The organism is Domibacillus sp. PGB-M46 (genome assembly GCF_022668875.1).
GTDB lineage: Bacteria > Bacillota > Bacilli > Bacillales > Domibacillaceae > Domibacillus.
In genome coordinates this window covers 60,788-75,641 of the sequence record NZ_JAKGCR010000022.1, presented here as the reverse complement: position 1 = coordinate 75,641, position 14,854 = coordinate 60,788, and the positions used below count along the sequence as shown (strand labels likewise).

General features: G+C 41.3%; 13 protein-coding genes. 10 read left to right on the top strand and 3 right to left on the bottom strand.

Annotated elements, in window-relative coordinates:
• Window positions 1-53: 53 nt before the first annotated feature.
• From L2D08_RS19010 to L2D08_RS18975, 8 genes are all read left to right on the top strand, one after another.
• Window positions 54-998, top strand: a complete 945-nt coding sequence (locus tag L2D08_RS19010; protein ID WP_242236204.1) for an EamA family transporter — start codon at window positions 54-56, stop codon at window positions 996-998.
• A 212-nt stretch (window positions 999-1,210) separates the two neighbouring features.
• Window positions 1,211-1,720, top strand: a complete 510-nt coding sequence (locus L2D08_RS19005) for a hypothetical protein (RefSeq protein ID WP_242236202.1) — start codon at window positions 1,211-1,213, stop codon at window positions 1,718-1,720.
• Between the two features lie 67 nt (window positions 1,721-1,787).
• Entirely contained in the window at window positions 1,788-2,249 is a 462-nt protein-coding gene (locus L2D08_RS19000; RefSeq protein WP_242236200.1) for a DUF2691 family protein, read from the top strand.
• 220 nt (window positions 2,250-2,469) lie between these two features.
• Window positions 2,470-3,117: a DUF3221 domain-containing protein gene (locus L2D08_RS18995; protein ID WP_242236199.1), complete on the top strand. Its 648-nt coding sequence runs from the start codon at window positions 2,470-2,472 to the stop codon at window positions 3,115-3,117.
• 119 nt (window positions 3,118-3,236) lie between these two features.
• A complete protein-coding gene (locus L2D08_RS18990) occupies window positions 3,237-3,590 on the top strand; it encodes a DUF3221 domain-containing protein (protein ID WP_242236198.1) in 354 nt (117 codons plus the stop codon).
• Between the two features lie 368 nt (window positions 3,591-3,958).
• Window positions 3,959-5,326: an NCS2 family permease gene (locus L2D08_RS18985; protein ID WP_242236196.1), complete on the top strand. Its 1,368-nt coding sequence runs from the start codon at window positions 3,959-3,961 to the stop codon at window positions 5,324-5,326.
• Window positions 5,327-5,472: 146 nt separating this feature from the next.
• Window positions 5,473-6,546 carry a GTPase gene (locus L2D08_RS18980; RefSeq protein ID WP_242236195.1) on the top strand — a complete coding sequence of 358 codons (1,074 nt, stop codon included), beginning with the start codon at window positions 5,473-5,475 and terminating at the stop codon, window positions 6,544-6,546.
• A gap of 6 nt (window positions 6,547-6,552) precedes the next feature.
• On the top strand, window positions 6,553-7,206 hold the full coding sequence (locus tag L2D08_RS18975) for a GTPase domain-containing protein (RefSeq protein WP_242236193.1): 654 nt from the start codon (window positions 6,553-6,555) through the stop codon (window positions 7,204-7,206).
• Between the two features lie 112 nt (window positions 7,207-7,318).
• Here the strand turns inward: L2D08_RS18975 and L2D08_RS18970 are convergent, their stop codons facing one another.
• Window positions 7,319-9,238: a beta-glucoside-specific PTS transporter subunit IIABC gene (locus tag L2D08_RS18970; RefSeq protein ID WP_242236191.1), complete on the bottom strand. Its 1,920-nt coding sequence runs from the start codon at window positions 9,236-9,238 to the stop codon at window positions 7,319-7,321.
• Between the two features lie 195 nt (window positions 9,239-9,433).
• Window positions 9,434-10,864 (bottom strand): glycoside hydrolase family 1 protein, encoded by a 1,431-nt coding sequence (locus L2D08_RS18965; RefSeq protein WP_242236189.1) that lies wholly within the window; start codon window positions 10,862-10,864, stop codon window positions 9,434-9,436.
• A 417-nt stretch (window positions 10,865-11,281) separates the two neighbouring features.
• Here L2D08_RS18965 and L2D08_RS18960 point away from each other — a divergent pair, with 417 nt between their 5' ends.
• Complete coding sequence (locus L2D08_RS18960; protein WP_242236187.1) at window positions 11,282-11,857, top strand: TetR/AcrR family transcriptional regulator; 576 nt, start codon at window positions 11,282-11,284, stop codon at window positions 11,855-11,857.
• Between the two features lie 52 nt (window positions 11,858-11,909).
• Window positions 11,910-12,782 (top strand): NAD(P)-dependent oxidoreductase, encoded by an 873-nt coding sequence (locus L2D08_RS18955; protein ID WP_242236185.1) that lies wholly within the window; start codon window positions 11,910-11,912, stop codon window positions 12,780-12,782.
• Window positions 12,783-12,867: 85 nt separating this feature from the next.
• Here the strand turns inward: L2D08_RS18955 and L2D08_RS18950 are convergent, their stop codons facing one another.
• A complete protein-coding gene (locus L2D08_RS18950) occupies window positions 12,868-14,520 on the bottom strand; it encodes an alkaline phosphatase (protein ID WP_242236183.1) in 1,653 nt (550 codons plus the stop codon).
• Window positions 14,521-14,854: the final 334 nt, after the last annotated feature.

Below are 14,854 nucleotides of genomic sequence, written 5' to 3'. Positions count from 1 at the left end.
TATTATGACAATATTATAATATTATTTTTGTAGTTGAAGGTGGAGAGCCAAGCATGAATAGAAAAAAAGGATTATTTCTTGTTATGACGGGAGCGACTTTTTGGGGTATTGGGGGAACCGTCGCACAAAAGCTTTTTGACCAATACGCTATTGATATAAATTGGCTTGTAACGGTCCGATTGCTTATAGCAGGTTTTTTACTCCTGGCCGTTCAATTTTTTAGGAAAGACTCTTCTCAGATACTTGGTGTATGGAAAAAGAAAAGAACTGCTGTTCCACTGATAATCTTTGGATTAATGGGTATGCTTGCAGTTCAATATACATATATGGCATCCATCAAACACGGAAATGCGGCTGTCGCAACGCTATTGCAATATTTAGCACCTGTCATGATTATTCTGTATTCCATCTTACGCAAACAATCCGTTTTTACAAGAAAGGATTTCATAACCGTCTCGCTTGCTTTAGCAGGCTGCTTTTTTTTATTAACCGACGGCTCAATTTCTCAATTATCTGTACCGATACTTGCAGTGGTTTGGGGTGTATTGTCTGGAATCGCATTAGCCTTTTATACGCTTTACGCTGTTCCTTTACTGAAGCAATATGATTCTCTTGTCGTTGTTGGCTGGGCTATGGCGATTGGCGGTTTTGCCTTAAGTTTTATCCATGCACCTTTGCAAATGGACTTTAAAAGCTTAACATTAGAGGCTTATGTATATTTAGTTTTCGTTATCGTATTTGGTACAATGATTGCTTTTTGGTTTTATATCGAAAGTTTACAAAGTCTGTCGCCTAAAGAATCAAGCCTTTTTGGTAGCATAGAACCGCTGGCGGCTGTCCTAACAACAGTCTTCTGGCTCAAAGAACCCTTTGGGGTTTTTCAATGGGCAGGAGCCATGTGTATTATTGCCATGATTGTTTTATTGTCTTTGAGTAAGGACTCCTCTTCAAAGACTATCCAGCTGTTAAAGATGAAAAAGCCGCTTAGGTTTAGATAATTTCGGTCCAATCGAAATACAAGTAAGCTGCGCAGTTGTTCGCCATATAATAAACAGCTTATTCTCTGGCTGAGCAACAATTAATCGAAAAAGAGGTTTTTCGATAACCGGCTTACAGGAAAGGAGCACTGAAAACTGTTATTTGTTTTCTGTTAAACTTGAGGAGCAGGCTGCGCCAAAATCAATATTCAACGATGAAGGGAGAACTCTTTATGTTGGGAATTAAACATTACCACCCTAAAATGTATACCAATCCATCCAATATCCTAGAAGACCACAGAACGAAACTCGAAGCGCTTATCGGTAAACATATACAAGAAGTATGGGTGGTTTGGGAACAAACTGAAAATGAATGGTTTAATGACTGCCCCGTGATCATCAGTTTAGAAGATGACCAATTAGAATTATGTGCATATAAAACGGACGAGTTTGCTGTTACGTTTAATCAAATCCTTATTTCCGAAAATCCTTCCTGGTATGAATCAGATTTAAAGCTTCAATGGGAAAAGAACAAATTAGCAGAATGGGATTTCATTGCAGGCAAAAAGGTGATGGAGATTGAAATAATAGAAAGAAGTGAAACAAACGACGCTGGCTTTTATCTAGCAGGTATTGGTTTCCATTTGAGCGATGGCTATTTTGCCGTATGTAATGGGCTAGATGAAAACGTAATGATCAAAAAAAGGGAAGAAGGCCCAAATTTCAAGCACACCATGATTTGAGATGCTCGTACGTTCTTTAATGAACGTGGATGCTTAGCTGCACAATAATCTTCAGGGAGGTGAGGTTATGAGAAGGGGCGTTAGTTTTGATATCCCAAACGAATACGGAAGCTTGCTTGGAGACGTGCTAAAGCCAATCGACATTACCGTTTTTGCCTGGCGAATTGGCAGTGGTGAGTTATACAGGATGGAGAATGGACAGCTGAAAGAGCTTTTTCCAGAAGGTAAGGGTATCATTGGCGGGGTGAAGATCAAAAGGTTATTAGAAGATCATACATATTATATGATTTTCGCTGACTTAAAGGCCTATCCAAATGGTGAATTCTCAACAATTGATACCTATGAAGAGTTTTTAAAAAGCAAGTGTGAGCTTGTTCTGTTAGTAGTTGATTGCAGTTATGTCACAATATATTGCAAAAATAAGAAAGACCTCGAATTATTATATGACCATGCCACCGATCGCAGATTTAAAAATGTGGAATATATAATGGATGAAAATGATACAAGAGCGAGCCTGACTGTTTGGTGAGGAGAAACCCTTTCCTTAAAATTAAAGGCATTATTTAATTAAGCCTAGGAAACAGACTGGATAAAATAAACGAGTTGCAGGGTTAATTCAACACGAAAAAACAAAGAACCAAAAAATAATTGGTTCTTTTTTACATGAGGTGTTACCATATCCATTGTAAACATGTTCCTTTTGAATTGTGGATTATATGGTTTAACACTAGAAAAAGGAGGGTTGAAACTTGAAAAGTAAATGGCTTATTACTATATTAGTTGTTTTCACAATACTGGCAGGTTGTTCGGGTGAAAAAGATGTGAGCTCAACCGATACGACTACACAATCATTAGAAGAGTTTCAAGGTCATGCTATAGCAAAAGAAACTGAGGATAATGGAAGAGAAAAGCTATTAGTGGTAAAAGGTATTACGCAGAAGGATGCCTTAAATACAAGCTATAAAGAGATTGTTAAAAGCACAGAATCTGAGAATGTCATTTGGTTTGTAACTGAAAAAAATATCTTTGATGGAATAAAAAAAGGTAATGAAGTGAAGGTCTGGTGGGATAATGCTAAACCCCATAACGAGCCTGCCATTCTCACACTACCAGCGGAAAAAGTGGAAGTGATACGGAAATCAGAAGAAGCTACTTCAAATGACGAAGTCTCTACGTTCACCGGGTACATTCAAAATAAAGATTCCGCGACTATCTGGGTGACTTCGAAGCCAGATGATAAAAAGAGCGGCATTATATTTGATATAAAAGCTATCGACCAAACTGAAACAGCTGCATTAAAGACCGGTCAAAAAGTACAAGTTACCCATGATGCTGATTTAATATTTTCTGATCCTGCACAAGGAACAGCCGTTGAAATTAAAGTGCTGGAAGAATAGATTAAATGAAAGCAAGACGTTATAGATGTCTTGTTTTCTTTATGAGAAAAAGATGAATAATAAATATGGATAACTGAACGGCAGCGAATATGGAAAAAAGACAAAAAGGGGGAGAGTAAGTGAAAAAAGCAGTTGTTGGAGCAGCTGCCTTACTTTTTATTATTTTGATGATTTGGTTTTTTAATCAAAGAGTGAGTGAGGGGTATGTTTTATCAGCAGAGGGTTCCAGGGTTTTGATTGTTCCAATGAGTGATACTGAAATGGAAGGGAAAACAGAAAAAGAAATTATAGCTGCTTTAGAAGATAAGAATATTCAATCACAGGGAACGTATTATGATATCCCTTTGATTAATAGAACTTTTGATACAGACTTCCAAAAAGGGCAGAAGGTAAAGGTGTATTGGACCGGCTATGCCTTAGAATCTGCACCAGCACAAGTTAAAGATACGCTGCTTGTGATAAAAGCCCATTAGCCTCAGAGAAGTCTAATGGAAAAATTTTTTCAAAGTCGATTCTCTAACTTGGGAAACGGCTTTTTTAATTGAACAAGTGGGAAAGAAGGATTTAAAGTTCCGTTAAAATAATTATCGTTTTTCGCAGGAGCTGATGAAATAAACGCACAAGTTCGAAACCAAACGTCTGCATGTTAATTTTTTAATTATAAAAAGTGCTCCTCCTCCCTTGTTAAATAAATCTTATAGCCGTATAATGACCCATATTGAAATCCTCACCTTTATTACCCCGCTAGCAAAACCGGCATTTCCAAGCTACAGAAGATATGCTTAGTCGGCATATTTTTTGCAGCTTATTTTTTTTGATTAACGATGAAGGAGCTGAAAAAATGAGTAACTTAAACGCGCGAAAACAGGAAAAGCCCCCTGTGCGTTCACTATATTTGTTTTTAGACAGGTTTTTTAAATTGTCCGAGCGCAATACGAGCGTAAAAAGGGAAATGTTAGCCGGTTTGACGACATTTATGACCGTCAGCTATATTATCCTGATCAATCCTATTATTTTAGGAGATGCAGGCATGCCGGTAGAAGCTGCACTGGGAGCGACCATTTATGCGGTTATGTTTGCCACACTCCTCATGGGTCTGTGGGCAAACTTTCCAATTGTTTTAGGGCCGGGCATGGGACTCAATGCCTTTTTTACTTATTCGGTTGTGCTGGGGCAGGGGCTTTCCTGGCAAACAGCGCTGGGAGCTGTTTTTATTTCAGGTATTGTCTTTTTTCTGCTGACGGTTACAGGTATTCGCGAAAAAATTATTATTGCGATTCCAGAAGGTTTAAAAGCGGCAATTACGGCAGGTATTGGATTGTTTATTGCGTTTGTTGGATTTAAAAATGCTGGATTAGTTGTGGCGAATGAGTCCACATTTGTCTCCCTCGGCGATCTTTCCCAGCCAGGCCCGCTGCTGGCTTTGTTCGGGCTCGTATTGTGTGCCGTGTTAATGGCGAAGCGGATAAAAGGAGCATTGATTATCAGCATTTTCGCTACAACGTTTTTAGCCATGCTGGTGGGAGCTCAGGAGATTCCGCAAAAATGGAATGACGTCTTTTCATTAACGCCGCCCAGCATTTCGGATACGTTCCTGCAGCTTGATTTAAAAGGCGCAATTGCGTACGGCCTTTTTTCGGTTGTGTTTTCTTTTACCATTGTGGAGCTGTTTGATACGCTGGCGACTTTGATCGGTTTAACAAAAAAAGCGGGACTGGCGGACGAAAACGGAAAAGTACCCGGCTTAAACCGCGCTTTAACGGCAGATTCCATTGGAACGATGGCCAGTGCTGTCTTCGGGAGCACTGCTCTAAACACGTATGTTGAAAATGCCACGGGTATTGTAGAAGGCGGGAAAACAGGATTAAAAGCTGTAACAGCAGCTGTTTTATTTGGTTTTACACTGTTTTTGGCTCCGCTTATTCACTTTATCCCGAATTCAGCAACAGCGTCTGTGTTGATTATAATTGGCTCAATGATGCTGAGCGAGATCAAAAAAATCAACTTTGATGATTTCACAGAATCTGTACCGGCTTTCTTAACGCTGATTTTAATGCCTTTAACGTACAGCATTGCAGAAGGACTGGCATTCGGCTTTGTTTCTTACACTGTATTAAAGCTTGTAACAGGCCGAACGAAAGAAGTTCACTGGATGATGTATGTGGTGAGTGCCGCTTTTATTATTAATTTTGTGCTGATCGGCCATTAAGGCAGAGTGAACTAGGTTTTAAAATGAAATAAAGTATTGTACTAGAGACGAGCTTTACGTTTTAGAGACCCGGCTTTTTCTGAATGGGAAAAAGGGCGACTTTAACGTAAAGCTTTTTGTTTTGATCTTTTATAATGGAGGATGCAATGTATGGTAGAATATTGCTTAACGATACATATGAGGTGAAGGACATGTCGATTTATGATGATATTGAAAAAATTAAAAAACAAATAGAGGAAGAAAACAGCGAGCCGCTGAAAATTGCCCTGTTTGGCCAGCCAGGAGCAGGTAAATCCTCCATTATCAATAAGCTGGTCGGTGAACGGGTAGCCAAAACGGGAGCGTCTACCGATGTGACAACAGAAGCTGATTTTATTCCGTATGAAGGCTTGCTGCTGGTGGATTTGCCGGGCTATGGGACAAGCAAGTTCCCACCGAACGAATGGATGAGCCAGTTTAATCCAAAAGAATTTGATTTGTTTCTCTGTGTGTTCTCTGGAAAATTCCATGAAGCAGATACGCGCTTTTTTAAAGAGCTGCAGGAAAGCGGGAAAGTGTGCTTGTTTGTCCGCAACATGAGCGATCAGCTATGGGAAGACGGAAAAACACTTGAAGAATTAAAGCAGGATATTATCGATGATGTAGAAAAGCAGGTGGGATCGAGGCAAAATGTATACTTTACGAGCTGCCGAACTTCTACTGGTTTTGATTCTTTGCAGGACGCTATTCAGGAATCTCTTGAGCCTGCGAAGAAAGAAAAGTATATCCGATATGCGAAAGCGTATACAGTAGAGCATTTAGAGCAAAAAAGAGAAGAATGCAAAAAGCTGGTGACGAAATACGCAGCAATCGCAGCAGCAAATGGAATTAACCCGGTTCCGGGAGTCGATATCAGCGTTGACCTTTCTGTCATGTTAAAGCTGTTCTCTCAAATTAACAAAGCATATGGATTAAATGATGCCAAACTTGCTTTATTAGAAGGCGCACTGCTTCCAGTAGCTAAAAAAGTGCTGGACTACGCGACAAAAGAAGGGCTGTCTCTTCTATTAAAACGCTTTGCCACCAAGACGGCACTTAAAAATTCATCTAAATATGTTCCGATCGTCGGCCAGGTGATCGCGGCATCAGCCGGATACGCAATGACATATAAAGCGGGTATTCATTACCTGGATGATTGCCATGAGCTGGCGACTGAGGTATTAAAGAAAGAGCTGCAGTAACAGACTATGGTGAAAAATCCATTTAAGCGGGACAAAAAGAACACTGGTTATGATTCTTCTGTTTACGACACTGCTTCTTATTGGAGAAAAAGCAGGCTGGAAGAGAATTTTTTAAAGCTTGGCGCATTGTTAGAAGAAGCAAAGAGCAGGAAAATCGTGTTTATTGGCCAGCCAGGTGCCGGCAAATCTTCTCTTCTGCTAAAGCTGACAGATGGAAAGTGTGAACCGAGACCGAACATTGGCCAGGGAACGGATACAACCGATTGGAGCAGCAGCCTGGAGCCGGTATGGTATCATCTGTATAATGGAACATACTTTATCGATACACCAGGTTATGATACAAAAGCCCATCCGCTTCGAAGCTACCGTGAGTATTTTCCTTTCCAGAATGTTGACGCGACTGTATTCGTAATAAAAGGGAAGGTTCATCAAAGCGATGAAGACATGTTCCGGCTGATTATGGATAAAAGCGAGCGCACGTCCACCGTTGTACTGGTTAGAGGATATGCGGAAGATTTAAGCGGGGACGACAGAAAAGGCCTCGAGCAGGAGTTTAACGAGAAGTTTAAATTGAAGAGATACAACATTCCATTCTTTTTTGTAAGCAGCCGTTCGGGAGAGGGGATAATGGAACTTCAGTTTTTTCTCCATATAAAGTGATCATTAGCCGATTCAGCTTTTTTGGATGAAAAAAAGGATAACGAAGCCGTTATCCTTTTTCTTTTTACTTATTTATTCGTTCATCTTACAAAAATCGATTATACACAGCTGCTTATGACGGGACGGGTGAAGTATGGAGTGCAGCTTCTTCCGAACTCTCTGCAGACAGCATCAGCAGCGGTTCTCCGGCACGTACTGTCCCTTGGGCGGCCGCTTCGATTTGTTTGTAGCGATCTGTATTTGTAATAATAATCGGTGTCACCAGGTCATAGCCGGCTGCTTGAATGGCTTCCCTGTCAAAGGAAACAATTTTGTCACCGGGCTTAACTCCGCTGCCTTCGTGCAGATGGGCGGTAAAGTGCTGGCCGTCCAACCGGACCGTGTCCAGGCCCACATGAATCAAAATTTCAGCTCCATCGTCACTCGTAATGCCAATCGCATGCTTCGTTTTGAAAATCGTCGTAATGGTTCCATGTACAGGAGAGACTACTTCTCCTTGATGTGGAAAAATGGCAATGCCTTTCCCCATAATTTCCTGAGAAAAAGTCGCATCATTCACTGTGTGCAAACTTCTCACTTCCCCTTGAAGAGGGCTGAACAGCTGTTCAGCAGTAACACCTGGCTGGACAGATAGAGTTTTGTTTTCTACCGGCTGTTTTGGTTCAGTCGAGGCTTTTTGTTCCGTTTCTACATCTTTAAATCCGAGGAAGCAGCCGGCAATGATGGCAGCTGCAAAGGCAATCACTAAACCAATTAAGGCGTGAACAAAAGTGGGACCGATTAAAACAGGAATACCCGGCAGGCCGGCATTTCCGGTGATAACAAATGCTTTAGCGCCTGTCAGCCCGTTGTAGAACCCGCCGGCAGCACCGCCAGCCATAGCTGCGACAAAAGGTCTTTTCAGCTTCATATTGACTCCGTACATGGCTGGTTCTGTAATACCCATTAAAGCTGTAATACCGGTCGTAAAAGCCAGTGACTTAAATTTTGTATTTTTTGTACGCAGGGAAACAGCCAAGGCAGCGCCTGCCTGTCCCATATTAGCAACAAACATAGCCGGAATCATGTAATCAAATCCGTTTTGAGCCAGTCCGTTAATAATAATCGGTGAAAGGGCATAGTGCATACCCGTCATAATAATTAATGAGAATGTTGCCCCCAGCAGAATGGAAGAAACAATGGCTGCATTATTAAACAGGAAGTTAACGCCTGTTGATAAATAATCGCCAATTACCGTTCCAAGCGGACCAACCGCAATTAATGCAAAAGGAACGATGATCAACAAGGTTAATGTTGGCACAACAATTAATTTTAAAGATTGATGCGTAACGCGGTCTATCCATTTTTCTACGTAAGAGGCCGCCCAGATTGCCAGTAAAATCGGGATAACGGTAGACGAATAGGTTGCTACTACGGTTACAGGGATGCCGATAAATTCAACCTTTTCTCCGCTGGCAAATAACGCTGCTAAATTCGGATGAAGAATAGCGGCGCCGACTGAAGCGGCGATAAAGGGATTGGTGTTAAATTTTTTCGCTGCGCTCACTGCCAACAGAATAGGCAGGAAGTAAAAAGCGCCGTCACCGATAATATTTAAAATCGCATATGTCTGGCTTTCCGGTGTTAACCATCCCAGTGTAACGAACAGGGCCAGAAAGCCTTTAATCATACCGGCTCCGGCAATGGCCGGGATGATCGGTGTAAATACGCCTGCAATCACTTCAAACACAGCCGTTACAGGGTTTTTCTTTTCCTTTGATTCGCTTGCTTTGTTTCCTTCTGTGCTTAAATGACTGTTTTGGATAAGAGCCTGATACACTTTAGGAACATTGTTTCCGATGATGATTTGAAATTGCCCGCTGCTAATATTGGTGCCCATTATCCCGGGTGAATTTTCGAGCTGAGCACGATCTGCTTTGCTGTTGTCAGAGAGGGTAAAGCGGAGTCTCGTCATGCAATGAACAACGCTCTGCACATTTTCTTCTCCACCGACCAGCTTTAAAATATCTTTGGCTAACGCTATGTGGTCCATACAGGTACCTCCTAAGTCTAGTAAATAAAAGCGGCTATCAAAATAGCCGGCTGTTTTTGCAGTTTGAAAAATAAAAAAACCTAAATTACACGGCATACAGAAGCAGATTCTGAGTCCAGCTGTAATTTAGGTTTTGCCTGCATTACCAGTAACAATCCAGATGAAATATGTTCATTTTAACCAAAAGAAATACTTTTATAATTCTTCTCCATTGGTAGCTATAACGTTTTTATACCAGTGGAAGGATTCTTTCTTTTTACGTTCTAGTGTACCGCTGCCATCATCATGTTTATCTACATAGATAAAACCATAACGTTTAGACATCTCTCCGGTAGATGCGCTTACTAGATCGATGCAGACCCAAGGTGTGTAACCCATTAATTCCACACCGTCTTCAATCGCTTCACCCATTGCTTTAATGTGCTCACGCAGGTAGTCAATCCGGTAATCATCATGGATGGTTCCGTCTTCTTCCACTTTATCATAAGCACCCAATCCGTTTTCAACAATGAACAAAGGAACCTGGTAGTGGTCATAAAGTTGATTTAAAGCAATCCTTAAGCCAGTAGGGTCAATCTCCCAGCCCCAATCACTAGCAGACAGGAATGGATTTTTTACCCCGCCGATCAAGTTGCCTTGTCCAATTTCTTCTGGCGTCTTATCCTTTTTCTCTGTACGAGACATGTAGTAGCTTAATGAAATGAAATCAACCGTACCTTCTTTAATGGTTTCTAAGTCGCCTTCTTGAATGTCTAAAGTGATGCCATTTTCTTTCCAGAAACGTTTTGCAAAGGCCGGATAGGCGCCTCTCACTTGTACATCACCGCAATAGTTATTGAATAAACGCTGTTCTTGTAGAGCATGCATCACATTTTTAGGATTTGAGTCGTAAGAATAAGTTGGGACGTAAACCAGCATACAGCCAATTTGGCTGCCAGGGATGATTTCGTGTCCTGCTTTTACAGCAAGTGCGCTTGCTACAAACTGGTGGTGCAGACCTTGGAAGCTATCTTGCAACTTTGTTTCTTCACTCTCCGGTGAAAAGCCAAGACCCAAAATTGGCATGTGTGTTGCGCCGTTAATTTCATTAAATGTTAACCAATATTTCACCTTGTTTTTATAGCGTTTAAACAATGTTGTTGCATAACGTTCGAAAAATTCAATCACTTTCCGGTTACGCCAGCCGCCGTATTCAGTAATTAAATGCAGTGGAATCTCGTAGTGAGAAATCGTCACAACGGGTTCAATATTATATTTTTTCAATTCATCAAATACACGGTCGTAAAAAGCTAAACCTTCTTCGTTCGGCTCCGTTTCATCGCCTTGCGGGAAAATACGGCTCCATGCGATACTCATACGGTATGTTTTAAATCCCATTTCAGCAAAAAGAGCGATATCCTCTTTAAAGCGGTGATAGAAATCAATACCATCGTGATTCGGATAAACATATTTCTCTTTATTGATTTTAAAATCAAAGCCAGGTTCTGCAATAACCTTTAATCGTACTTTTCCGCCCGGCATAACATCTGCCAGGTTCATTCCTTTGCCGCCCTCTTGGTAAGCACCTTCTAATTGGTTGGCTGCCGTAGCTCCGCCCCATAAAAAGCCTTGTGGAAATTGACTCATGATCTTCATCTCCTTATATGTATCATCATGTTTATGGCTGAAAATTGTGTAATTGAATACAGCTTACATTGCGTTTACGTGTGGGCCAGGCAATAAAAAAAACCTAAACTGACCGCGCGAAACGATCTGTATAAAGGTGCACTCTTTATACAGTGTTCACGAAAAAGTCAATTTAGGTTTTGCCTGCCGAACAGTAACAATCCGATTGAAAATGAAATTGTAAGCGTTGATATTTTTGTAGCATGAAAAAAATAAAGTGTCAAATGAAAATATAAAAAATGATGGAGGGTGTTTACGGCTTTGAAGAGTCGACCGAGCCAGTTAAAGGGGTTAAATTAAATAAGATTGAAAAATAAATGAACCCTTTCTGGACCGACCGTTCCAGAAATGATAAAGTTATGAACAAAGGAGGGGCAAATGGGAAGAACAAAAGAATTTGATAGGGAACTCGTGTTACATAAAGCGATGCTTGTGTTTTGGGAAAAAGGGTATGAGTCGGCCAGTATTCCTGATTTGATTCAAACCATGGGAATTAGCCGTTCGAGTTTGTATGAAAGTTTTACGGATAAAAAGAACCTTTATTTAGAAGCGATTGGTCACTACAAAAAAGTAAGGCGGAACAAGCGGGAGCTTCTTTTGGGGGCATCGCCGGTAAAGGAAGGGATCCGGCAGTTTTTTAGTTCTCATATTGAAGCGGCTTATGATAAGGATTTCCCAGGCGGCTGTCTCATTACAAATGAAGCGGTCCGGGCGGGAACTGCTGATGCAGCCATTATTCAGGTTGTGCAAGAGAGTTTGGAAGACTTGGAGGAGCTGTTTTATAAGGTACTAAAAAAAGGACAGCGTTCCGGTGAAATTGATCAAACAACAGACTTACGCGTTGCGGCATATCTGCTTTTAAATCTTAACCATAGCATCAATTTACTTTCCAAAGTAAAAAAAGAAAAACGGCTCGTTTATGCGATGGTTGATAAGATAATCGGCTCTCTCTAAAAAATTTAATTTTTCTGGAATGAACGCTCCGAAAAAGGTTGGAGGAAAAACGGTGAAAGTTTCATTAATTGGGCTAGGGAATATGGGTAGGCCGATAGCAGAAAATCTACTGAAAAGCGGTCATGAACTAACCATTTATAATCGAACAAAAAGCAAAGCAGAAGAGATTGCCGCAAAGGGAGCAAAAATTGCTTCGTCTCCGGCAGAAGCTGCACGGGAGACGGGTATTGTTTTCACCGTTCTTTCGGATGATTCAGCTGCAGAAGAGGTAACCTTTGGAGGAGAAGGGATCCTCGCGGGACTCGAAGAAGGAGATGTCCATGTATCCATCAGCACGCTCAGTGTGGAATTAGCAGAGAAGCTTACAAAGGAACACGCAAAATGCGGCCAGCATTTCATTTCTTCACCTGTTTTAGGCCGTCCCGATGCGGCAGCGGCTGCTGCACTGCGGCTTATGGTTGCCGGGCCGGAAGAAGCGCAAAACAGGGTGATGCCGCTATTAGAATGCATTGGGCAGGACCTTTTTGTGATCGGCGAAAAAGCTTATTTGGCAAATGTAGTAAAGCTGGGGAATAACTTTTTAATTGTCTCTATGCTTGAAGCCCTGTCAGAAGTGTTAACGATGGTGAACAAGTATGGAATTGAATCAACATCGTTTTTAGAAGTAGCCAATGCTCTCTTTGCTTCACCGGTATATAAAAACTACGGAGGCATAATGGCGGGAAATCGATTTGAGCCGGCTGGCTTTAAAATGAAGCTCGGTTTAAAAGATGTGAATCTCATGCTGGATGCAGCCCAGAAAGTAAAGGCTCCGCTTCCAGGCGCAGAGCTAATTAAGCAGCATTATGAGAAGGGGATCGAAAAGGGATGGAAAGACTTGGACTGGGCGGCTCTAGTTAAAGTATTAAGAGAAGCAGGCGAATGAAAAAAGAATTTCCTGTTGACTGCCGTCACCTATATTAAAAAGCCGGGGCATAGCCCGGCTTTTTAAAGTCGTGAAATGAAAATGTTTATTTCACTAATTTCAATGCTTGTTCGGAAATATAGAAGTCTTTTCCATTGTAGACTGTAACAGCGTTCACTTCTTTTTGTTCAGTTGACGTTCCTGATTTTTGAATGACAATATTTTTGTTCACCGGGAATTCGAAGGTTTTATCGCCTTTTTGCGCTACTAAAACAGGATTGTTTGGATTTGTTACATCAATGCGGGATGTATAGCCTTTTTTCGCTAAAGCTTCCTCAGCATTCGTGTACAGCTTATCGGACACCTTACCAAGATCAAAGTTCATAGCTTCTGCCATTTTTTTTGCGATATCCGTGTTTTCAACTAACCCAGTTGGTCTTGATGGACCGTATGAGTACAAGAAAACATCTTCACCTGTATGGCCGCCGGTTGTAAAGCCGAGATTTGCGCGTTTAGCCAGCATTTTTGACATATCAGAACCGATGTTTTTGGAAGCAGTAAGTGTTTTTAGTTCTTCATCTGTCAGGTCTTCAAGGCCGTAAAGAGCGGCTACTTCTTTCAAATTCGATTTATCTTCTTTCAGCTGGCTGAGAGCACCTTCAACCGTCATCTTTGCTTTTTTCAACGGGTCAATGTAAGTAGAAACCGGTGTTGAAGGATAAGTGGAATTTGTATTTGTATTCCCGATTGAGATACCGCTGTTGCCATGGTCAGTGACGGCAATCACCATTGTGTTTCCGTCTTTCTTTGCAAACTCAACCGCTTCTTTTACGGCATCGTCAAAAGCAAGCGTATCACTAATCATTCCGATTGGATCGTTGGCATGAGCAGCCCAGTCAACCTTGCTTCCTTCTACAAACAAGAAGAATCCATCTTTGTCTTTGTTTAACGTATCAATCGCTTTTCCTGTCATTTCCGCTAACGTTGGCTGGCTTGGCTGAGTGCTTTCGCGGTCAAAGTCATAAGCAAGAGCGCTTGTGGCAAAGCTTCCCCAAATTTTATCGGAATCAGAAGCCAGAAGTTCATCGCGGTTTTCGACGAAGTCATATTTTTTTTGGTCCAAAACCTCTAAAAGGTTTTCGCCATCAGTTCGGGCATTTTTCGTTGAGCCCGGAGCAAGAGACTCTTTTCCTCCGCCTAATACAACATCAATGCCTTGATATACCTGCTGTTCAGCAATGTCACCGTAGTTGCTGCGGTGCGTAGCGTGAGCAGAGAAGCCTGCTGGTGTAGCATGTTGAATTTCAGAAGTAGCAATGATACCTGTTGATTTTCCTTGCAGCTTGGCTCCTTCTAACACATTGGCTACCGGCTTTTGAGCATCTTCCGGTTTAACGGGCTCTAATCCAGGTGAATTTACGACAGAAGGCAGGACGCCTACATATTTATCATTTGATTTGTTACCTGTTGCAAGCGCAGTTCCGGCCGGTGCGGAGTCTGTAATCGCTGATTCAGCGGAGTATGTACGAACACCACCAGCCAGCATTTGATCCATAGCCAGATTTCCGCCCTTGTACCATCTTGAAAGGGTGGTGGTGCTGGAGCTTGTCCCATCCATTACCATCATAATGACATTAACCGGCTCTTTTTTCGGGTTTTTTGCCTGTACATCTTCCTTAGCAGCAGAAAAACCTAACGAAGAAAGCGCGACAGCTCCCGCCAATGTAATTCCTGCAGCTTTTTTGTGTAACTTCTTCAACGTAATCCCTCCGAGTAACTTGATACAGCTAAGAATAAAGAAGTTTTATTAAGAAAATAAAACAGTAACGTAAAGATACTGTTTGAATATTGTGAAGCTGTTTAAATTTTTGTGTAGTGCGTTAAAATTAAGAAAAAAGGTACTTGAAGCAGGGCTCTCGTTTTGTATTACTTAAAGTTATATTGAAATTATGTTGAGGACAAGATAATAAAAGGGAAGAAAGATTCAAATTTCTGTCCTTAATGTGCATTTCTCTGCTTTTTTTATACGAAAAAAGGTACAAAAATAAAAAATGAGTGAAAGCAGTTATGCATCAAAAGCAAAAACTGGTATA